The following is a 20,303-nucleotide window of genomic DNA, read 5'->3' on the forward strand; positions in this document are numbered from 1 at the left end:
TAAAGTCATATCTTTTACAAAAAGGGGGGACCGGCCTATGGAGCGCAGTTGCATCCTGGTGGCAGACGACGACGCAGACATCCGCAAAGCGGTGCGGCTGTATCTGGAAAAAGAGGGGTTCGCGGTGGTCTGCGCCGCCGACGGGTTCGAGGCCCTGGACGCGCTGGAACAAAAGCCGGTGCAGCTCATCCTGATGGACGTGATGATGCCCGCATGGACGGCTTTTCCGCCATCATGCGCATCCGCCAAAAGCGCAACCTGCCCATCCTGGTCATGAGCGCCAAAACCGAGGATTCCGACAAGGTTCTGGGCCTGTCCATCGGCGCCGACGACTATATCACAAAGCCCTTCAGCGCGGCAGAACTGGCGGCCCGGGTAAAAAGCCATCTGCGCCGCTATCTGGAATTGGGCGGTGCAGGCGCCGGGGGGCCCTGCGCCCGCATCGGCCGGCTGGAATACGATTTCGAGGGCCACGCCCTCACGGCCGACGGCGACCCGGTGCGGCTCACCCCCACCGAAACGCGCATCATCGAGCTGTTCATGCGCAACCCCGGGCGCATCTTCTCCGCCGAAGAGATCTACGCCCGCGCCTGGGACGAACCTGCGGCCTACGCGCCCGAAAACACCGTGATGGTGCACATCCGGCGCATCCGCGAAAAGATCGAGCTGAACCCAAAGGAACCGGAATATTTAAAGGTGGTGTGGGGTCTTGGATACAAACTGGAAAAAAAGTAAGCTTGCGCTGCGCATCCTGTGCGGCTGGCTGGCGGCCCTCTTTCTCATTGGGGCCGCGTTGCTGGTCTGCATCGCGCGGCCCCGCCGCCTGCTGGGGGGCGGGGCAAACGGCATGGCCGACCTCCTGGCCGGGCAGGTCAGCGGCTCGGTGGATTACCAGCAGCGCATGGCCCAGTTGTTTTACAGCGCGGCCATCATGGCCTCCGGCGCGCAGGACACGGCGGGCCAAAGCCTTACCAAAGCTCAAAACATCCAGCTGCGCACAAACGCGCGGCAGTTTTTAACGCAGGAGCTCAGCACCGCCATCACTCCCAGCTCCCACGAAGACGACCTGCTTTACTACGTGGTGCGGGATGAGCAAAAGCTGGCCTCGAACACTTCCACCCCCTTGTACGACGAAGGCAGGATCGCCCCGCCCCTGGGCTACAGCGTGGCCCTGGCCGTACATAACGGGCAGATGTGGGGCAACCGGGCGCTGCTGGATGCCTATGCTGCCTATGCCGCAAAGCAGGCCGTCCGCCCGGATTCCGGCCTCCTGCAAAGCTGCGTTGTCATCCTTGCGGTGCGCGATCAGCCCCTGGGCAGCAGTTTTGTGTATAACGACTGGTTCAGCGTACAGGTGCTGCGCATCGCTTTGATCCTGTTCTTCTGCTGCGCCGGCGGGGCGCTGGCGTTCGGCCTCGTGTGCCTTTTCCAGCGCCGCCGGGGCCGCGCCGCCCGGCGGTGGGCCGCCTCGCTCACCTCCCGGGCGGTGCTTGAGCTGAAGCTGGCCGCCTGGCTGGCGGCTCTCTTCGTTGTCTGGGCAGTGCGGGTTCTTTATTACAGCCGAACCCTCGTGCTCGCCTGTGCGCTGCTTTTGCTCTGGCCCCTTGGCTGGCTCACCGCCGTGGATCTTGCCCACAACAGGGGCGGCGTGTTCCGCCATAGCCTGCTGGCAAAGGGCTGGCGCACCCTGCGCCAGGCGGCGTGGCTGGTGCGGCAGGGGCTGCCCTGGCAGCGCAGGGTTTTTCTGGGGGTTGCCGCCTGCTGGCTGGGCAGCGGCCTGGCCGGGGCCTTCACTTTCATAATGCTCTTTATGGGCGCCGCCACGCCGCTTTTGCTGGGCGCCCTCGCCACCCTGTGCCTTCTGCTAGCGGGGCTGTGGCTGCTGGTGCGCTGGCTGGGCGATATGGGCCGCCTGACCCAAAAGATCGCCGCCCTGCGCGCCGGCGCGTCCGCCCCGCCCCTGGCGCTTGCCCCCTCCTCGCCCCTGGCGGGCCCCGCCGCCGACCTGAACGCCCTGGAAGAGGGCGTCGCCCGGGCGGTGGAAGAGCGGGGCCGGGCGGACCGGATGAAGGTGGAGCTCATCACCAATGTGAGCCATGACCTCAAAACGCCCCTCACCAGCATCATCAACTATTCCGACCTGCTGTGCGCCGAACCGCTGGAGGGCGCGGCGGCCGATTACGCTCAGGTCATCCGGCAGAAGGCCGAGCGGCTCAAAGCCATGGTGCAGGATGTGTTCGATCTCTCCAAGGCCACCAGCGGCAACCTTTCCCTGGCCCCCAAGGCGATCGACCTGGCAAAGCTCGTGCGCCAAACCCTTGCGGATATGGACGAAGCCATTTCGGCAAGCGCGCTCACCTTCAAGACCGCCCTTCCGCCGGAGGCCTGGGTGCAGGCGGACGGCGACCGGCTGTACCGGGTGTTCCAGAACCTGTTCACCAACGCGCTGCAATACTCCCTGCCCGGCAGCCGGGTGTATGTGGAGCTTGTGTGCGAAAACGGCCGGGCCGCGGCCAGCGTAAAAAATGTGGCCCGCTACGAGATGGCGTTCGACCCCGCCGAGATCACCGAGCGCTTTGTTCGGGGCGACGCCTCCCGCACCGGCGAGGGCAGCGGCCTGGGCCTCTCCATTGCCAAAAGCTTTACCGAGGCCTGCGGGGGCAGCTTCTCCGTGCGGGCCGAGGCCGATCTCTTCTGCGCCTCGGTGGCGCTGGACCTGACCGAAAAACCGGCGGAGAGCCGGCAGGAGGCGCCGCCCCCACCCGAAGCTCCGGCAGCCGAGGCCGCCGGGGCCGGGGCGCTGTGACCCTTCTCCCCTCTCTGCCAAACACAGAGAGGGGATTTTTTTATGTTGGATCTCAAAAACGCCATGGCGGCCCGGCGGGCCGTGCCGCCGCCCCAGGGCCGCGAGCTCATGCTGCTGGAAGGGCAGCGGGGCTTCTTTGGGCAAAAGAACCTGCTTGTCCTGGTGGCCGCCGTCACCCTGCTTTTGCAGTGCATCAGCTTTATGACCACCCTGCAGGGGGCCACGCTGTTCCTGGCCGGTATTTTCACCCTGGCGCCCCTGTTTTTCGCGCTGGCCGTGCAGTCCACCGCCTGGTTTCTGGCCGGCAGCCTGCGGGTGCGCATCACGCCGCTGCGCTGTGTGGCCCTGGGGCTGGCCCTGCTCTGCTCCACCTACTATTCCTACGTGGGCATTTATAACAATGTAAACCCGCCCGCCTCCTATCTGGCAGGCGAGTACGCCCAGATCCAAACCACGCTGGAGCGCGCCTATTCGGGCCATACCGCGGCTGCCTGGCGCACCGCCCGGGATCAGGTGAACACCATGGTCTCGGCCCTGGCCCAGCGCCATACCCTGCTCACCCAGGAAGAGGCGCGCCTTGCCTCCTGCCAGGCCGAGCTTGCCGCGGCGGGGGCAAGCTACGCCGGCGGCCTGCGCGCCCCCAGCCGGGGCGGCTACGCCGATTACCAGGACTATGTAAAAGCCTACAACGCCTACCTTGCCAGCATCACCGCCAACACCGGCGCCGAAGAGGCCGCCGCCCGCGAGGCGGTCCTGGCCCGCTATGCCCTTGCAAGCGAGGCCGAGTTGGCGGCCGCCCAGGCACAGAACACCGCCGCCCTGGCTTCTCTCAACGCGGCGGCCGCCGGTCTTGCCCCCGGCGACACCACGCCTCTTCGGCTGGAACAGGCCCGCGCCGACCTGCTGGCCGCCCTCACCGCCGCCGAGGCCAGCGGCGAACTTCCCGCCGAAAGCCGCTCCGCCCTGGCGCGCCTGGTGCAGCTTTACAGCTCGGTCACCGGCAGCGCCTCCTCCACAGACGATCTTCTCGCGCCGCTGGACGCGCTTTTGGGCGCGCCGCCCGCCGGCCTGATGCCCGGCTTTGATCAGCTGGCGGCCAGCCTGCCGGGCGGCCGGGTGACCAAAGCCAATGCGCAGGAAATGAAGCTTCTCATGAACGCCCAGATCCTGGCCGCGGTGCTGCGGGTCAACGCCCTCGTGCCCGAAAGCGAAGCGCTGGACGCGGGCAGTCCCGCGCTGCAGATCGCCGACCTGCACCTCAAGCCCCTTTTGGATCTCGCCTCGCCTCAGCGGCAAGGCATGGCCCTGTTCTGCCTGGGTCTCGCCGCCCTGATCGACGGCCTCACCCTTGCCTTCAGCCTGGCCTGCCGCCGCAAGCCCTCGCTGCTCCTGGCCCGCGGCCCCCGCCGCGCCCTGGCCGAAAACGGCCAGGTGCTGGCCGCGCAGTTGGCGGCCAGCCTGCCCTCCGGCCGCGACCCGCTGGACGAGCTGCAGCTGTTCCTCTCCCTGTTTTCCGCCAGCCCCTCCACCCTGCCCCGGGGCTACAGCCTGGCGGCCGGCCGCGCCGCCCTCGCCCCCTACGAGCGGGTGGTAGCCCTGCTCTGCCAGCTGGACCTCGGCCGCATCGAGCAGGGTGAAGAGGGCGAAGTCGTGCTGCTGCGCTCCCGCTTTTTGCTGTTTGCAAACGAGCTGTCGGCCAAATACCAGCGGGGCGAACTGGCCGCCCTGCTGGAACAGCAAGCCTCCGCCGCCCGGCAGGCGGCCCTTTTGGGGCAGCGCGCATAAGCCCTTTTCATCGCAAAAAGCAGCACCGGCGAACCCTTCGGTCCGCCGGTACTGCTTTTTTTACTGGAAATAATGCTCCGGGTCCACGTAGTTGCCACCCTTCAGCACTTCCAGGTGCAGGTGGGTCTCCGCGCCGGTCTCGGCCATGGTTTCGCCGATCTTGCCGATCATCTGGCCCGGCTCCAGCTCGTCGCCGGTGTTCACCTTCAGGGTAGTCTTGTCCAGGCCGGTGTAGCGCCACACGGTCTCGCCGGTGTCTACCTCCACCACCTGGCCCCACAGGCCGTCCTCGTACATGTTGACCACCTTGCCCGCCACCGCGCTCTTCACGGTCGCGTCCGCGGCGCAGGAGATGTCCACGCCGTTGTGGGTGCGCCAGTCGCCCAGGGTGGCGTTATAGACCAGCTCTTCACCACTGAACCCCTGCACGATCTGCCCAGCGACCGGCTTCACAAAGGAGGGCACGGCCGCATCGGCAGGTGCGCCAGAGCCGCCAGCCTGCCCTTGCTGCCCGCCAGCCCCAGATGCCGATTGCGAGCCCTGTGAGGGCTTTGCCGAGGGCTTGGGCACATCGTTCACTTTTTCCTCTACCTGTGCGCCTGGAATGTCCCATTGCTGCGTCCCCCCTTGTTCCACCTGGCTGGTGCCGCCTTCGCCCAGCTTCTGCATCACGTTACGGATGGCCCAAAAGCTGGACCCTGCCGCCGCCAGGATGCACAGCGAAAGGGCCAGGTAAAACCCTTTGCCTTTGAAGAATGAAATGATCCTGTTCATGCTTACCGCTCCTTACATTATTCTGCCGTTTTCCTGCCGCCGCGGCCTTTGCATTCTGTAAGGCGGCGGGCGCTGGCCAAGCCCTCCGGCATGCCGCCGGCGCTCGGTTTTGGCTTTGCCCTTAGTTTGCGGCGGCGGCCCGGGGTTTATACATTCCGCTTGTAATTCGGCGGCGGGCATAGTAAAATAAAAGTCTCGGAAGGTTCTATTCCAAAGTAAGGAGCACACACTTTGAGCAAGCGATACATCGCGGGCATCGGCGGCGCCAATGTGGACATTCACGGCCAAAGCCTCTCGCCCATCATCATGCGCGATTCCAACCCCGGCAGGCTGCACCTTTCCATGGGGGGCGTAATGCGCAATATTCTCGACAATCTCGCCCGTCTGGGCGAGCGGTGCGAGCTCGTCAGCGCTGTGGGCAGCGACGCCTATGGCCAAATGCTGCGCGCCGGCTGCGAGGCGCTGGGCATGGGCACCTCGGGGCTGCTCGTCCGCCAGGGGCACACCTCCTCCACCTATATCTCCATTATGGACTCCCAGGGCGATATGCTGGTCGCCATGAGCGACATGCGCATCCTCACCGAGATGGACGAGGGCTTTGTAAAAGAACGCATGGACCTTTTGAACGGCGCCGGGCTTGTGGTGTGCGACGGCAACCTCTCCGCCCCCGCGCTGGCCTACCTCACCTCCCACTGCGCCGCCCCTCTGTGCGTGGACCCCGTCAGCACCACCTGGGCCCGCAAGCTGGTGCCGGTCCTCGGCCGGTTCGACACCGTAAAGCCCAACCGCCTGGAAATGGAGGTGCTTGCCGGCATGCCCATCTCCACCGACGAGGATCTCGAGGAAGCCTGCCGCCGGGTGCTGGCCACAGGCGTGCGGCGCGTGTTCGTGAGCCTCGGGGCCGACGGCATCTATTACAAGGGCCCGGGCGGCAGCATCCACCGGCGCAGCCGCGCGTTCGACAAAATGGTCAACGCCACCGGCGCGGGCGACGCCACCATGGCGGGCATCCTGCACGCCACCCTCAAGGGCCTTTCCGAGAGCGCCATCCTGGATTTTGCGCTGGGCGCGGGCCTCGTGGCCATCAGCGGCGCCGATACCATCAACCCCGCCATGAGCGAAGAGGCTGTAGAACAAATGATAAAGGAGTATGTACAATGAATTTAAAGCAGTATCTGGATATCGCCCCCGAGGTAAAGGCCGCGGTCGACGCCGGCAAGCCGGTGGTCGCGCTGGAAAGCACCATTCTGTCCCACGGCATGCCCTACCCCGAAAACCTCACCTTTGCCGCCGAGATCGAGCGCATCATCCGCGCCGCCGGCGCTGTGCCCGCCACCATGGCCATCATCGACGGCCGCATGAAGGTGGGCCTGTCCGCGGGCGAGCTGGAGCTCATGTGCAGGGGCGAGGGCGTCACTAAGGTCAGCCGCCGCGACCTTCCCATCCTGCTGGCCCAGGGCGGCACCGGCGCCACCACCGTGGCCTCCACCATGATCCTGGCCAGCCTTGCGGGCATCCGGGTGTTCGCCACTGGAGGCATCGGCGGCGTGCACCGCGGCGCCGAGACCAGCATGGACATCAGCGCTGATCTGCAGGAGCTGGCCCACACCCCCGTGGCCGTGGTCTGCGCCGGCGCCAAAATGATTCTCGACATCGGCCTCACGCTGGAATACCTCGAGACCATGGGCGTGCCCGTGCTGGGCTTCAACACCAACGACTTCCCCGCCTTTTACTGCCGCAAAAGCGGGTTCGGCGTAGATTACAACGCCCCCACCGCCCTGGACGTGGCAAAGGTCGCCAAAACCAAGTGGGACCTGGGGCTTGCGGGCGGCATGCTGATCGGCAACCCCGTGCCCGAAGAATATGCCATGGATTTCAACGAGATGAGCGCCATCATCGACAAGGCCCTGGCCAGCGCCGCCGGGGCGGGCGTGCGCGGCAAAAACATCACCCCCTATCTGCTGGCCCACATTGTGGAATACACCGGCGGCCGCAGCCTCGCCACCAACATCCAGCTGGCCTACAGCAACGCCCGCGTGGCCGCCGCCATCGCGGTGGAGCTGGCAAAGCTGTAATTCCTTATATCACACAAAACCGCCCCCGGAAACTGCTTGTTTCCGGGGGCGGTTTTGTGTTTTTCTGCTCAGCAGATCTTATCCGGGTTCAGGATGCCGTTCGGGTCAAACGCGCGCTTGATGCCCCGCATCAGCTCCATCTGCACCGGCCCGTACTGGCGGGCCAGGTACTCCTTTTTGGCCCAGCCGATGCCGTGCTCGCCGGATACAAGGCCTCCCAGCCGGGCCGCCTCGGCGTACATCAGCTCAAACGCCCGGGCAAGGCGGCGGTCGAACTCCGCCTTGTCCAGCTCGTCCCGGCAAAGGTAGACGTGCAGGTTGCCGTCGCCCGCGTGGCCAAAGCTGGGAATGCGCAGCCCCACCTGGCGGGCCACCTCATAAGTATAGCGGATAAAGCGGGCCACGCAGCTTCGGGGCACCACCACGTCGCACTCGTCCATCTGCGTGGTAGAGGCCTTGATCGCCTCCAAAAAAGCGCCGCGCGCATCCCACACGCTCTTTTTCCGTTCGTCGGTATCCACAATAAAAGCGTCCTGCGCGCCCTCCTGCAGGCACTGTTCGGCCACCATGTCCAGCTCGGCCTCCACCTGGGCCGCGGTGCTGCCGTCAAAGGTGAACAGGATGTAGGCGGCGCTGGCCTTGTCGGGGAACTGCTTGCCCAGGTAGCTCTCGGCCAGCAGAATTGTCTCCCGCGCCATGTACTCAATGGCCGTGGGGATCGCCTTTGCCCGAATGATCCGCGGCACCACCTCCAGGGCCTTTTCCATGCTCTCAAACGGCACCAGCAGGCTCACGCTGCGCTGGGGCAGGGGCAGCAGCCGGAGCACCGCCTCGGTCACCACCCCCAGCGTGCCCTCGCTGCCCACGATCAGATCTTTCAGGCTGTAGCCCGAGCTGTTTTTCACCACCTTGCCGCCCAGCTCCATCACCCGGCCGCCGGGCAGCACCACGGTCAGCCCCCGCACGTAATCGCGGGTCACGCCGTATTTCACCGCCCGCATGCCGCCCGCGTTGGTGGAGATATTTCCCCCAATGGTGGCGGATTTCTCGCCCGGGTCCGGGGGGTAGAAAAAGCCCCTGCTCTCCACAAATTCCGCCAGATCCATCAGCAGCACGCCCGGCTGCACCGTCACGGTAAGGTTTTCCTCGTCCAGCTCCAAAATGCGGTTCATGCCGGTGGTTTCCAGCATAATGCCCCCGCGCACCGCCACCGAAGCGCCCACCAGCCCGGTGCCCGAGCCGCGCACCACCACCGGAATGAGCCGCCGGTCGGCGTATTCCAGAATGCGGGCCACCTCTCCGGTGCTGCGCACCTTTACCAGGGCCTCGGGCATATGGGCAACGTCGCCCAGCTCGTCGTGGCCGTAGTCCTCGCTGATCTGCCCGCCCGTGAACACACGGCCCGGCGCGATCGCCTCCAGGGCCGCCAGGTCGGCCGTTTCCAGTTTATGCTCCATGTGCGGCGTCCTCCTTTATCCTTTGCAGCAGCGCGGGCAGCACCTCGTACAGATCGCCCACCAGCCCATAGTGCGCCACGTCAAAAATCGGGGCTTCCGAGTCGCTGTTCACGGCCACAATGCACCCGGCGCCGCGCATACCGGCGGCAAACTGCACCGCGCCCGAAACCCCCAGCGTCACGATCAGCCTGGGCTTCACAGTCCGGCCCGAAAGTCCGATCTGGTGTTTCGGGTCCAGCCAGCCGTTTTCCACCAGCGGGCGGGTGCAGGCAAGCTGCGCGCCCAGCGCCCGGGCCAGCTGGCGCGCCAGCTCCAGATCCGCCTGGCTTTTTACGCCGCGGCCCACCGCCACAATCGCCTCCGCCTCCGAAATGTCCATCTCGCCCGGGGTTTCGTCCACCCGGTCCACCCGGATGCGGTAGGGCTTTGCCGGCGCCGGCAGCGAAAGCTCCACCACCTGCCCGGCCGCAGGCCCCGGCTCGGGCTTTGCAAAAATTTTATAGCGCACCGTGCAGAACTGGGGCCGGTGGTTTGGGGTCACAATGCGCGCCATGATGTTGCCGCCGAACGCCGGGCGGATCTGCACCAGGTCGGTGTTGGGCTCCATTTCCAGCATGGTGCAGTCGGCTGTGAGCCCGGTGCCAAAACGTGCCGCAACCCGGGGCGCCAGCGAGCGGCCCAGGTTGGTGGCCCCCACCAGAATGGCCGAGGGCCTTGCCGTTTCAATAAAATGCGCAAACGCATCCGCGTAGGGCTCCACCGTGAACTCGGCCAGGGCCGGGTCGTCGCACACATACACCTTGTCCGCTCCGTAGCGCAGCAGCTCACGGGCGCCGGCGCCGGTGCCGCTGCCCAGCAGCAGCGCATACACCGGCTGGCCGGTCACCGCGGCCAGCTCCCGGGCCTTGCCCAGCAGCTCCAGGCTCACCGGGTGCAGCCGGCCATGGGCATAGTCCGCAAACACGGCCACGCCGGCCCACCGGCGTTTGTCCACCTGGGGCGCCGGGGCCTCCTCCACCGTCACGGCTCCGCCGCTCTTTTTCACGCACAGCCTGCACATCCTGCAGCCAGCCCCCACCGCGAGCGTGCCGCCGCTGTATTCCAGCGCGCCAAAGGGGCACAGCGTTACCAGCTGTTCGGCCAGCTCCGGGGTCAGTTTTTCCGCATGAATGGTCAATCCTGCCATATCCCCACCCCCTTAAAGTGCTTTTTGACCCTTGAACAGGTCAAAAAGCTTTTGCGCCAGCTCCGGCCCCGTGCCGGTCCACAGCTCTTTTTCGGTGCTTTTTTCCGGCGGAAAAATGCGCACCACCTGGGTGGGCGAGCCGGAAAGGCCGTAGTGCCGCTCGTCCCGGTCCTCCATGTCGTCCAGCGACAAAAAGCGCACCTGCCCTTCCCCCAGCTGTTTTTTGCGCCGGTACGAGGGCAGGCGCGGGGTATTCACCGCGCCGTCCACGCACACAAGGCAGGGCAGGCGCAGGGTTTGGGTCACGATCAGGCCGTCCTGCGCGCCGCGCACCGTAATCTGCCCTTCTCCTGCCGCAAGCACCTGTGCCGCCCCGGTGACGTGGGGCAGGTCCAAGTGCTCGGCGATCTCGGGGCCCACCTGGGCGGTGTCGCCGTCGGTGGTCTGCTTTCCGCACAGGATCAGGTCAAAGGGCGCCAGGCTGCGCAGTCCCTGCGCCAGGGTATAGCTGGTGGCCAGCACATCCGCCCCGGCAAACCGGCGGTCGCTGATCACCGCGCCGCCGTCCGCGCCCATATACAGCGCTTCCAGCACCGCGGCCTTTGCCTGGGGCGGCCCCATTGTGATCGTGCGCACCCGGCCGCCGTACTTCTGCCGCAGCTGAAACGCCAGTTCCAGCGCGTAAAGGTCATAGGGGTTGAGCTTGCTTTCCACCCCGTCGCGCCGCAGCACCCCTGTCACCGGGTCCACCTCCACGGCGCTGGTGCCCGGCACCTGCTTGATACAAACAAGAATCTCCATTTCAGGTTTCTCCTTAAAAAATCGCCCCCAAATGCGGCGGCTTGCACGGCCGTCAGGATTTTGGGGGCACAGAATGGATCGGCTTCAATAATTTTTATCCAGGATCGAGGTGGTCACCCGCTTGTTGATCTCTTTGGAATAGTCGAACTGGGTGCGGTATACCTCGGTGAACAAAAGGTCTAGCACAAACAGCTGCGCGGTCTTCGAAGGAAACGACCCCTCCTGCAAAGGCGGCTCATAGCCGCCGCACAGCAGCACCACGTCCATATACTCCGCCAGCGGCGACTTTGCGTAGCGGGTGATCGCCACCGTGCGGGCGCCGCCGGCGCGCGCCTTCTGCGCCATCTGCACGATCTCCTTGCTGGCGCCCGAGTGGGAGATAAAAATCGCCACATCATGCTCGTTCAGGGTGGAGGCGCCCATGGTCTGCATGTGCACGTCCGAAAGGCAGTAAACATTCGGCATGATGTGCAGGAATTTGTACATTCCCTCCATCGCGGTAAGCATCGATCCCCCCAGCCCGAAAAAGCGCACCTGATCCGAGTGGTTGATGTAATCCGCCGCTTTGCGCAGCGCCTCGGCGTCCACCAGCGCGTGGGTCTCGGTGAGGGCGTTCACATGGCTTTGCAGCAGCTTTTTGGCCGCGGTGTCCACCGTGTCGGCCCGGGTCACCGCGGCGGGCAGCAGCTCGGTTTCCTCGCTCTCCTCCTCGTCGTTCATGCTGAGCGCCAGCTGCACCTTGAACTCCTGGTATCCCCGCAGGCGCAGGGTCTTGCAAAACCGAAACACGCTGGTCAGGCTCACGCTGCACGCGTCGGCCAGGTCGGTGATGGACATGAACCGCACCCCTTTGGGGTTTTGCAGAATATAGTCCGCCACCTTTTTTTCCGCTTTGGTCAGCGAAGGATAGACCGATTGGATCGTGAGCAAAAAGTCATTGTGGGCCGCGTTGATCCCCATAAAAAAATCCCCCTGTTTTTTGGAAGCTTTTTATTATTTTATCCCTCTCTTCAATGGTCTGTCAATCAATGCGTCCCGCAATGGGCCAATTTAACTCAAAAACAGTCTGTTTTGCCCTTACAGCTGCCGAAAAAAGGTGAATATCTCGTCGTTCGCATGGCAAATCAGTTCGTGGGTGTGCTCGGGGTACAGCTTGATCGCTTTGGGCGAAACAAGCTTGTTGTAGGCCGCGAACTGGGCCGAGGGCGGGCAGAGATCGTCCATCAGGCCGGTCTGCCACAGCACCTTCGCCCGCACCTGGGGCGCATGGTTCTGCACATCAATGTAGCCCAGCCGTTCAAAAAATTCCTTCTCGTACTGGTGGGCCGGGTCGCACTTTTTAAAATAGTAATAAAAGCCCTCGTAAGCGTTCCTGTTCAGATCCATCTCCAAAATACGCTTAAAATCGCACAGAAAAGGGTACATCGGCGCGCACAGCTTTACCCGCGGTTCCAGCGCCGCCGCGGCCAGCGCCAAAGCGCCTCCCTGCGATTTGCCGGTGGCCGCAACACGGCCCTCATCCACAAAGTCCATGTTCATTAAAATGCGCACGGTCTTCACTGCGTCCAGGTACACGTCCCGGTAATACAGCTTCTGGGGGTCCGCATCCCGCACGCCGCGCACCACATGGCCGAACAGGGTCGGCCCCGCGCCGTCGTACACATCCTCCGACAGGCCTCCCTGCCCCCGGGCCTCCATCACCAGCACCGCCATGCCCGCATAGGCATAGGGCAGCCGCTCGAACCACTCGCCCGCGTGGTGCATGTAGCCGTGGAACATGGCCACGCCCGGAATGCGTCCCGCCGGCTTTTCGGGCCGCAGGAATTTACAGTGGATGCGCGCGCCGCGCACGCCGGTAAACCACAAATCAAAGCATTTCACCCCCGGCGCCTGGAACCCGGCGGGCTCCAGGGTGCAGTCAAGGCCGGTGGCTTCAAGCTCACCCAGCGCGGCGCGCCAATAGGCGTCAAAATCGCCGGGCAGCGGGCTGCAGCCCCTGTACTCGCGCAGGCGCTCCAGCGGCATTTCAAACACAGGCACGCAAATCAATCCTTTCCTTCTTGTACAAAATTTGCAAGGCAGGCGCGCATGCCCTGGGCCAGCAGCGCGGTGTCAATGCCGCACACGCCCCACTGTGCGCCCTGCGCGCGGGCGGCGGCCACCCCCGCCGCATCCTGCGGCAGGGGCGCCCCCATCCATTTGCCCGCCGCGCGCACCTTGCGGTACACGTCGGCGCAGGCGTCCTTCAATAAAGGCAGACCCGGGGCGGGCTGCGCCGCCAAACTCCGCCCCAGGTCCGCCGGGCCCAGGTATACTCCGTCCACTCCGGGCACGGCCAGAATCTCGTCCAGATTCCGCCAGCCCTGGCAGGATTCAATCTGCATGATCTTTAAAAGATACTTATCCGGGTCGGCCAGATACCCGGCCTCGTCGCCAAAGCCCCACCGCACCGCGCGCTGGGGGCCCTGCCCCCGCATGCCCCGCGCCGGCCCGTCCGGGTAGGTGCAGGCCGCCACGGCACGGCGGGCGGTGGCGGCGTCGTGCACAAAGGGAAAAATCACCCCGTCCGGCCCCAGGTCCAAAATCGCCTTCAGCATGGCAGGCTCTGCGGCCCGCACCCGCACCAGCGCCGCCGCGCCAGCACCCTGGGCGGCCGCCACATGGCGGCAGATCTCCTGCCGGTCAAGGGGGGCGTGCTCGGCGTCCACAAACACAAAGTCGTAGCCCGCAGCGCCCGCCATCTCGCTGAGCGCGGGCTCCGCCAGGGTAACCGCAAACCCCTTTACAAATTCGCCCGCCCGCATTTTTCCGCGCAGGCGCTCGGCGCCGTTCCACATCTCCACTCGCTCCTTCCGCTCACTTCACCGCGCCGCTGGCCATGCCCTTGATCAGGGATTTCTGCACCAGCAGGTAGATCAATACCGCCGGAACAATCGAGATCAGGGTCCCGGTCATCACCATTTCCCAGGGGGTCTGGTTGTCGATCAGCCGGGCGATGCCCACGGTCACCGGGGTCTTTGCCGGGTCGCGGGTGAGCACCAGCGGGTAGAGGTATTGCCCCCAGCCCGAGAAAAACGACAGGGCAAACGAGGTGGCAATGCCCGGCAGCGTAAGCGGGATCACCACCCGGATCAGGGTCATAAAGCGGGAGCAGCCGTCAATGGCGGCGGCCTCCTCCAGCGCGTAGGGCACGCTGTCAAAAAAGCTGCGCATCAACAAAATCGGGAACGCCATCGAAGTGGCCAGAATCGTGATGATGACCCCCGCGTAGGTGTTGTAAAGCCCCAGCTTTTGCAGCATCATGAACACCGGCACCACAATCACCACCTGGGGCAGCACCTGGGTGATAAAGATCACGCAGGTGTAAAAGGCCTTGCCCTTAAAGCGAAAGCGCGAAAGCGCGTAGGCCGCAAAGGTGGCCAGCACCACGTTGATCAGCGAGGCGGTGACCGCGTAGATAAAGGTGGCTTTTAAAAAGCTGGCCATGTCCACCCGGGTAAACACGTCGGCATAGTTGTGCCAGGCCCAGTCGGTGGGATACAAAAAGGTCTTGCCCAGGTTCTGGTATTCGGTCAGCGAAGCCACAAAGGCGGTGTAAAGGGGCAGCAGGGTAAACAGCATCCAGAACAGGATGATCCCATAGCGCCCCGCCGTGGCAAAGGCCCTTTTCCGCTTGATGCTGTTCATTCCATGTCCCCCCGTTCCTTTTTCAGGTTGTTCAGGCTCAGCAGCGCAATGATGCCCAGCACGCACAGCGCAATGGCGCAGGCTGTGCCCAGATCATCCTGCTGGAAGGCTTTGGCATAGATCTCCAGCGCCACCAGCTGGGTCGAGCGGGCGGGGCCGCCGGCAGTCATAATGTATACCGTGTCAAAGATCTGCATGGTCCAGGCCGTAATGATCAGGGTGGTGGTCACCAGCACCGGCTTGATGTAGGGCAGGGTGATAAAGCGAAAGCGCTGGAAGGCGGTCACCCCGTCCAGGTCCGCCGCCTCCTGAATGTCCTCCGGGATGGTCTGCAGCGCGGCCAGCAGCGAAATAATCATAAAGGGCGTGCCCTGCCAGATGCGCACCACGATCACGGTGGCCAGCGCGGTGTGTTCGCTCAAAAAGCTGAGGTTGTTTTCAATCAGGTGCATCGAGCGCAGCAATTGGTTGATAAAGCCGAACTGCGCGTTCACCACCCAGCTCCACATGGAGGCGGCAAAAGCCTGGGGCACCACCCAGGGAATGATGGCGATGGCGCGGAACACGCCCCGGCCGGGAATGGGTTTGTCCAGCGCCAGCGAAACGATGGTGCCGCACACCACCACCCCGATCACGCCAAAAAAAACATAAACGATCGTGACCCACATACTGCCCAAAAATTTGGGGCTTACCAGGTAGGCAAAGTTTTGAAAGCCGTTCCAGCCCTTGAATCCCTGAATGATGTTGGAGTCGCCCAGCGAGTATTTGAACAGGTTGAACAGGGGCACGGCCAGAATAAAAACAAACAGCACAATGGTCGGCAGCAGGTACAAATACGGCTCTGCTTTTTCCTGTAGCACAGGCTTTTTCCGGATTCTGCGGCGCATTTGGTTCACCTCTTGTTTCTTGGTTTGGTGCCGCCCGCTGAAAAGCGGCGCCGGCGCGCAGCGCCTGGGGCGGCGGTTCCGGGCCCGGTTACGCAAAAGGCCAAGGGCCCCCTTTCCTGGGGGCGGGGAGCCCTTGGCGGCTCAAAGCCGGTTTACTTGTAAATATCCGCGTGTTCCTTTGCCATGTTGGCCTGGGTCTCTTCGGCGGTCTGCTTGCCCATCATCAGCAGCTGCAGCTGCTCGCCGTTCACCGCCCACAGGGCGTTGGTCTGGGGGCAGATGCCCTCGGCGTAGCTGTGCTCCATCGACTGCACCACGTTCAGCATATAGCCCTCGGTGTAACTGGCGGCCTCGGATTTCAGCATGGGCACCGAGCCGTACTTGGCGTGCTCGATCTGGTTCTCGGTGCGCATCAGGTACCGCAGGAAGGTCCAGGCCTCGTCCGGGTGCGCGCTGTTGGTGGGGATGAACCACCCGCCCACGTTCACGGCGGTGGAATTCACGCCGCTGTCGCCGCAGGGCATAACCGCGCAGCGGATGCTTCCGTCGGCCAGCTGTTCGGGGACCTGGTTCGCCATATTAATGGCGTCCAGCACCATGGCCACCTTGCCGTCCCGCAGCAGGGTGCGCACGTCAAACCGGCCGTACTCCACATAGCTGTCCTGCGAATACTGGGTGATGTCCTGCAAAAACTGCAGGGTCTTCACCGCGTCGTCCTTGCCGGCATCCTGGTCATACACGTACTGGTTCGCCGCGCTGTCCCAGGCGCTGCCGCCGTGCTGGCTGGTAAACAGCGACTCGTACAAAAAGCTGGTCTCACCGCCGCTCGGCTTGGAATACAGGCCGAACGGATCGATGCCGTCAAGCTTTGCCAGCGCCTCGCAGGCAGTCATGAACTCGTCCCAGGTCCTGGGCGGGTTGTCCGGGTCCAGGCCCGCCTGGGTGAACAGGTCGGCATTGTACCACAGCATGATGCTGGAGCCGCCGCAGGTGATCATGTACTGCTTGCCGTCGTACTGGCCGGCCTCCATCATGGCCGGGTACATGTCGTTTTTCAGCTCGTCGTCCACATAGGAAGAAAGATCCAGCACCAGGCCCTTGTCGGCCAGGTCAAAAATGGTGCCCGGCAGGTGGTACATCACATCGGGCAGCGTTTTGGAGGCTGCCATGGTCTGCAGGGTCTTTTCCGCGTCGCTCCAGCCCAGGTCCTGCATGTCGATCCTGATGTTCGGGTATTCCTTTTCGAACGCCTCGATCATGGGGTCAAAGATCTCGTGCAGCACCTCAGGGGTGCCGGTGCGCATAAAGGTAAGGGTCACGACCTCGCCGGAATCCCCACCGGCGCTGGTGCTGCCCGGGGTGGCCGCCGGGGTGCTGGAAGCGCCCCCGCCGCAGCCCACAAGCAGGGTGAGCAGCATGCAAACTGCCACAACAACTGCAAATGCCTTTTTCATGTCGATTCTCCTTTTTCTTTCTTTTTGTTTTTTACCGGCCCCCGGCGCAGGGGGGGCCGGGCGGTCCCATTCAAACGCCGGCGCTTACAGCCCAATGGCCTTCAAAACGCCGCGCACCTCGGCTTTTTCCTCCCCGGTCAGCGGCACGCAGGGGATGCGGGGCCAGCCGCCGCAGCTGCCCACCTCGTCGGTGATGTATTTCAGCAGCGAGATCACCTTGTATTCCCCGCCCTGGCCGGAGTATTTTCCCGCCAGGTCCATATAGGGCACCATGGTGTCGCGGATCTTCTTGGCCTTTGCGTAATCGCCGGCGCTGCGGGCCGCCCAGATGGCCGCGGCCTTTTCGGGCACGAAGTTCGCCATGCTGGAAATAAAGCCCGCGGTGCCCGCCAGTGCCGCAAAGGGCTCCAGGAACTCGCCGTGGCCGTTCACCACGCTCACCCTGTCGCCGATCTCCTGCACCACCCGCGTCATCTTGAAAAAGGCGGGGGTGCACTCCTTCATGCCCACCACATTGGGGAATTCCTTCAGGCGTTTCAGCACCGAAATGGGGCAGTCGATGTTCATCACCTCAAAGTTGTTGTACAAAAGGATGCCCAGGCCCGTGTTCTCGGCCAGCGCCTTGTAAAAGGCGTAAATACACTCCTCGTCCTTGGCGGGGTAATAATAGGGCGAAAGCGCCATCACGCCCGCAGCGCCGTGGGCCTCGGCATGCTGGGCCAGCTCAATGGCCTCCCGCACATTGGTGCTGTTGCAGCCTGCGATCACCGGCAGCCGGTTACCGCATACGGCCAGCGCGCATTCCAGCACCTCCTTGCGCTCCGCCGGGTTCATGGCGCCGCACTCCCCGGTGCTGCCCCCCACCACAATGGTGGCGTTCGTTTTGTCCAGTCCACCCTTTAAAATAAATTCCAGGTTTTTTTCGTACCCCTTTGCATCAAAGCTGCCGTCCTCTTTAAACGGGGTGATGCTGATCACACACACCCCGTGCAGCTGTTTGCGAAGTTCTTCCGGTTTCATGTCTTTTCCTCCTTAAAAATAAAAAATGTTTTTCGGATTTTTCCTTTGTGAAAAATTTCTGTTTTTTCTTCCCGGTGAAACCAAAATACCATGTAAAAAGTCACAAGTCAAGCGATTTTAAAAAATATTTTTTATTTTTATTTTTTCTATTGAAAAAAACAGTTTTTCAAAATATAATAAAGCCATCCAAAGCCCGCTTTGCCTTTTTCAAACGTCCCCGGCCCGTTTCCCGGGCCGGGCGCGGGCCTGTCAAACAAAATGGAGGGAATCAGCATCATGGAATTGGAACATACCACCGTGAACCTGCGCGTGGGCGTAGGCAAGTTTTTTTATGGGCACGGCTGTATCCGCGAGCTTGCGGCCGAGACCGCGCGCCTGGGGGGCAAGCCCCTGGTGATCGGCGGCCCCACGGCCGTCAAGCTCATCCTGGGCCTGTGCGGGGAGGAGTTCCGTGCGGCGGGCGTCACGCCCCTGGTGCGGGTGCACACCGGGGCCTGCTCGCGCACCTGGGCCGGGCGCTATAAGGAAGATGCACTCCAAAACGGCTGCACCCTCATCCTGGGGGTGGGCGGCGGCAAGTGCCTGGATCTGGCCAAGTGCGCGGCCACCTTTGCCGGGCTGGACCTCATCTGTGTGCCCACCTCGGTGGCCACCTGCGTGGCCTCCTCCTCGGTGTGCATCATGTACCACGACGACGGCACCCCCGACGGCTCGGTGGCCATGAGCAAAGAGGTGGACGTGGTCATCGCCGATACCGATGTCATCGCCACCGCGCCCAAACGCCTGCTGGCGGCGGGCATCTTCGATTCCCTGGCAAAGCTGCCCGAGGTGGTGCACAACACCCAAATCGAAAGCTATCAGGACTGTACTCTGGAAAAATACATCTGCACCGTGAACAGCCGGGCGATCTACGAGTTTCTCATGGGCGAGGGCCCCCGGGTGTACGACCAGGGCCTCGCCTCGGGCCGCTTCACTGATGTGATCCTCACAAACCTTCTGCACACCTCGGTGGTGAGCGGTTTTTCCTGCGGGGTCAACCAGCTGGCGCTGGCCCACGGTCTTTACGATTTCATGCGCCGCTCCTTTACCGCGCAGGCCGCGCATCTGCTGCACGGCGAGATCGTGGCGGTGGGCATTTTAATGCAGCTGAAATTCAACGGGATGGACGCGCCTTCCATAAACCGGATCCGCGGCCTGATGGCCCACATGCAGCTGCCCACCCGGATCTCCCAGCTGGGCATGGAGCCCACGCCCGAAAATTTGCAGCTGCTGGTGGCCTATCTCCTCCCCGCCACCGGCCTTTCCCCGGCCGACGAACCCCGCCTGCGCGCGGCCCTTGCCGGGATCTGCTGAAAATACGCCTTTTTCAGCCTCCTGACAAAAGACCCGCCCGGCGCACAAAATGTGCGCCGGGCGGGTCTTTTCACTCTGTCCTTTTCACTTTTTTTTCCAAAGGCCGGGCTCAGCCGCCCGGGGCGTTTTCCAGCACTGCCTCCAGCAGCGCCCGGTCCACCTGGTATTCAAACACATGGGTGTCGCATTCATAGGCCCCGCTCACGGCCCTGCTCCCCCGGCGGCCAAAGCCGCTGATGGCCCCACTCCACATAAAACTGTTTCTTCCCGCCAGATCGAAGTGGTTCCAGGGGATCCCCTCCTGGGCGAACATCTGCGCCATCTCCCGGTAAAAGGCGATCACCGCCGCCTCGTCGGGGTGGCACTCCTCATAGTAGGCATCGTTGCACACGCCCCATTCCCCCACCATAAAGCCCACGCCATACTTCAGCGCCAGCTCCCGGAAGGGCTTTATATACTCGTCGTAAACGCGCTGCGCCGTCCAGCGCTCCCCTGCCACCTCCGGCCAGTCCGGGACCCCGCCGTACTCCCTCACCGTTTCCGGGCTCACGTAGCAGAACGCCCGGGGCTCATAGCAGTGATACGAGATCGCCACCCCTTTTTTCGCCATGCACTCGGCGGCGGCCAGATCCCCGTCAAAGCCCGCCATCAGCAGCCGGTCCGGCGTAACGGCCCGGATCGCCCCAATCACCTCATCCATCCGTGCCGAAAAATCCTCCAGCCGGCCCTCATCGCCGGGGTGCCACTCTGAGCACAGCTCAAAGCTCAAATAAGGGGCCGGGATATCCCGGTAGCGCTTGGCCAGCATTTCCCAATAAGCGGTAAACGCCTCCCATTCCTCCGTTGTGGGGTAGAAAGGCCCGTCGTTGTAGTTTTCTCCGTTTCCAAATCCGGAGAGCGCCGCCCTGCCCGGCATGGCAAACGCGCTGATCTGAACATGAACGCCGTTTTCCAGGGCAAAAGCGATCACCTTGTCCAGTTCTTCCAGTTCCCTCTCGTTCACAAGACCCATATTCTG

Annotated in this window: 17 protein-coding genes and 1 pseudogene; 6 read left to right on the top strand and 12 right to left on the bottom strand. The window is 63.5% G+C overall.

Going from position 1 to position 20,303, the window contains the following annotated elements; all coding sequences use genetic code 11:
* Positions 1-37 precede the first annotated feature (37 nt).
* The 3 genes and pseudogenes from ACMLHZ_RS07610 (at position 38) to ACMLHZ_RS07620 (ending at position 4,591) form a co-directional block, all read left to right on the top strand.
* A pseudogene (locus ACMLHZ_RS07610) lies at positions 38-735 on the top strand (response regulator transcription factor).
* Positions 710-2,806: a sensor histidine kinase gene (locus ACMLHZ_RS07615; protein ID WP_418667161.1), complete on the top strand. Its 2,097-nt coding sequence runs from the start codon at positions 710-712 to the stop codon at positions 2,804-2,806. Before ACMLHZ_RS07610 ends, ACMLHZ_RS07615 begins: the two are co-directional and overlap by 26 nt.
* A 42-nt stretch (positions 2,807-2,848) precedes the next feature.
* Entirely contained in the window at positions 2,849-4,591 is a 1,743-nt protein-coding gene (locus ACMLHZ_RS07620; protein WP_418667162.1) for a hypothetical protein, read from the top strand.
* 60 nt (positions 4,592-4,651) lie between these two features.
* Here the strand turns inward: ACMLHZ_RS07620 and ACMLHZ_RS07625 are convergent, their stop codons facing one another.
* Positions 4,652-5,365: a peptidoglycan DD-metalloendopeptidase family protein gene (locus ACMLHZ_RS07625; protein WP_418667163.1), complete on the bottom strand. Its 714-nt coding sequence runs from the start codon at positions 5,363-5,365 to the stop codon at positions 4,652-4,654.
* Between the two features lie 231 nt (positions 5,366-5,596).
* Between ACMLHZ_RS07625 and ACMLHZ_RS07630 the strand changes: the two genes are divergently transcribed.
* Both ACMLHZ_RS07630 and ACMLHZ_RS07635 read left to right on the top strand, forming a co-directional pair.
* The gene (locus tag ACMLHZ_RS07630; RefSeq protein WP_418667164.1) at positions 5,597-6,526 is read left to right on the top strand and encodes a carbohydrate kinase family protein; all 930 of its coding nucleotides are present in this window, start codon (positions 5,597-5,599) and stop codon (positions 6,524-6,526) included.
* On the top strand, positions 6,523-7,440 hold the full coding sequence (locus ACMLHZ_RS07635) for a pseudouridine-5'-phosphate glycosidase (protein ID WP_418667165.1): 918 nt from the start codon (positions 6,523-6,525) through the stop codon (positions 7,438-7,440). Before ACMLHZ_RS07630 ends, ACMLHZ_RS07635 begins: the two co-directional genes overlap by 4 nt.
* A 68-nt stretch (positions 7,441-7,508) precedes the next feature.
* Here ACMLHZ_RS07635 and ACMLHZ_RS07640 read toward each other — a convergent pair whose 3' ends face one another.
* The 10 genes from ACMLHZ_RS07640 to ACMLHZ_RS07685 form a co-directional block, all read right to left on the bottom strand.
* Entirely contained in the window at positions 7,509-8,897 is a 1,389-nt protein-coding gene (locus ACMLHZ_RS07640) for an FAD-binding oxidoreductase (RefSeq protein WP_418667166.1), read from the bottom strand.
* A complete protein-coding gene (locus ACMLHZ_RS07645) occupies positions 8,887-10,083 on the bottom strand; it encodes an electron transfer flavoprotein subunit alpha/FixB family protein (protein ID WP_418667167.1) in 1,197 nt (398 codons plus the stop codon). Before ACMLHZ_RS07645 ends, ACMLHZ_RS07640 begins: the two co-directional genes overlap by 11 nt.
* A 12-nt stretch (positions 10,084-10,095) precedes the next feature.
* Positions 10,096-10,884, bottom strand: coding sequence for an electron transfer flavoprotein subunit beta/FixA family protein (locus ACMLHZ_RS07650; RefSeq protein WP_418667168.1), 789 nt, complete (start codon positions 10,882-10,884; stop codon positions 10,096-10,098).
* A gap of 84 nt (positions 10,885-10,968) precedes the next feature.
* Entirely contained in the window at positions 10,969-11,844 is an 876-nt protein-coding gene (locus ACMLHZ_RS07655) for a MurR/RpiR family transcriptional regulator (RefSeq protein WP_177563265.1), read from the bottom strand.
* 117 nt (positions 11,845-11,961) lie between these two features.
* On the bottom strand, positions 11,962-12,924 hold the full coding sequence (locus ACMLHZ_RS07660; RefSeq protein WP_418667175.1) for an alpha/beta fold hydrolase: 963 nt from the start codon (positions 12,922-12,924) through the stop codon (positions 11,962-11,964).
* 5 nt (positions 12,925-12,929) lie between these two features.
* The gene (locus ACMLHZ_RS07665) at positions 12,930-13,721 is read right to left on the bottom strand and encodes an HpcH/HpaI aldolase family protein (RefSeq protein WP_418667169.1); all 792 of its coding nucleotides are present in this window, start codon (positions 13,719-13,721) and stop codon (positions 12,930-12,932) included.
* 19 nt (positions 13,722-13,740) lie between these two features.
* On the bottom strand, positions 13,741-14,571 hold the full coding sequence (locus ACMLHZ_RS07670) for a carbohydrate ABC transporter permease (protein ID WP_177563267.1): 831 nt from the start codon (positions 14,569-14,571) through the stop codon (positions 13,741-13,743).
* The gene (locus tag ACMLHZ_RS07675; RefSeq protein WP_418667170.1) at positions 14,568-15,458 is read right to left on the bottom strand and encodes a carbohydrate ABC transporter permease; all 891 of its coding nucleotides are present in this window, start codon (positions 15,456-15,458) and stop codon (positions 14,568-14,570) included. The genes ACMLHZ_RS07670 and ACMLHZ_RS07675 overlap by 4 nt, the downstream gene beginning before the upstream one ends.
* 152 nt (positions 15,459-15,610) lie before the next feature.
* Positions 15,611-16,912, bottom strand: coding sequence for an ABC transporter substrate-binding protein (locus ACMLHZ_RS07680; protein WP_418667171.1), 1,302 nt, complete (start codon positions 16,910-16,912; stop codon positions 15,611-15,613).
* 84 nt (positions 16,913-16,996) lie between these two features.
* Positions 16,997-17,932 (bottom strand): dihydrodipicolinate synthase family protein, encoded by a 936-nt coding sequence (locus tag ACMLHZ_RS07685; RefSeq protein WP_418667172.1) that lies wholly within the window; start codon positions 17,930-17,932, stop codon positions 16,997-16,999.
* Positions 17,933-18,208: 276 nt separating this feature from the next.
* Here ACMLHZ_RS07685 and ACMLHZ_RS07690 point away from each other — a divergent pair, with 276 nt between their 5' ends.
* Positions 18,209-19,285: an iron-containing alcohol dehydrogenase gene (locus ACMLHZ_RS07690; RefSeq protein WP_418667173.1), complete on the top strand. Its 1,077-nt coding sequence runs from the start codon at positions 18,209-18,211 to the stop codon at positions 19,283-19,285.
* A 109-nt stretch (positions 19,286-19,394) separates the two neighbouring features.
* Here ACMLHZ_RS07690 and ACMLHZ_RS07695 read toward each other — a convergent pair.
* Positions 19,395-20,303: glycoside hydrolase family 5 protein (locus tag ACMLHZ_RS07695; protein WP_418667174.1), on the bottom strand; the 909-nt coding region annotated here is incomplete at its 5' end.

The sequence above is a fragment of the Allofournierella sp. genome (assembly GCF_048388525.1).
Classification (GTDB): Bacteria; Bacillota; Clostridia; order Oscillospirales; family Ruminococcaceae; genus BQOK01.

Bases quoted from the DNA above. Each gene is read 5' to 3' on its own strand.
- ACMLHZ_RS07620 (WP_418667162.1), top strand. From the start codon at position 2,849: ATGTTGGATCTCAAAAACGCCATGGCGGCCCGGCGGGCCGTGCCGCCG.
- ACMLHZ_RS07675 (WP_418667170.1), bottom strand. From the start codon at position 15,458: ATGCGCCGCAGAATCCGGAAAAAGCCTGTGCTACAGGAAAAAGCAGAG.
- ACMLHZ_RS07670 (WP_177563267.1), bottom strand. From the start codon at position 14,571: ATGAACAGCATCAAGCGGAAAAGGGCCTTTGCCACGGCGGGGCGCTAT.
- ACMLHZ_RS07645 (WP_418667167.1), bottom strand. From the start codon at position 10,083: ATGGCAGGATTGACCATTCATGCGGAAAAACTGACCCCGGAGCTGGCC.
- ACMLHZ_RS07625 (WP_418667163.1), bottom strand. From the start codon at position 5,365: ATGAACAGGATCATTTCATTCTTCAAAGGCAAAGGGTTTTACCTGGCC.
- ACMLHZ_RS07655 (WP_177563265.1), bottom strand. From the start codon at position 11,844: ATGGGGATCAACGCGGCCCACAATGACTTTTTGCTCACGATCCAATCG.
- ACMLHZ_RS07650 (WP_418667168.1), bottom strand. From the start codon at position 10,884: ATGGAGATTCTTGTTTGTATCAAGCAGGTGCCGGGCACCAGCGCCGTG.
- ACMLHZ_RS07685 (WP_418667172.1), bottom strand. From the start codon at position 17,932: ATGAAACCGGAAGAACTTCGCAAACAGCTGCACGGGGTGTGTGTGATC.
- ACMLHZ_RS07635 (WP_418667165.1), top strand. From the start codon at position 6,523: ATGAATTTAAAGCAGTATCTGGATATCGCCCCCGAGGTAAAGGCCGCG.
- ACMLHZ_RS07690 (WP_418667173.1), top strand. From the start codon at position 18,209: ATGGAATTGGAACATACCACCGTGAACCTGCGCGTGGGCGTAGGCAAG.
- ACMLHZ_RS07665 (WP_418667169.1), bottom strand. From the start codon at position 13,721: ATGTGGAACGGCGCCGAGCGCCTGCGCGGAAAAATGCGGGCGGGCGAA.
- ACMLHZ_RS07640 (WP_418667166.1), bottom strand. From the start codon at position 8,897: ATGGAGCATAAACTGGAAACGGCCGACCTGGCGGCCCTGGAGGCGATC.
- ACMLHZ_RS07680 (WP_418667171.1), bottom strand. From the start codon at position 16,912: ATGAAAAAGGCATTTGCAGTTGTTGTGGCAGTTTGCATGCTGCTCACC.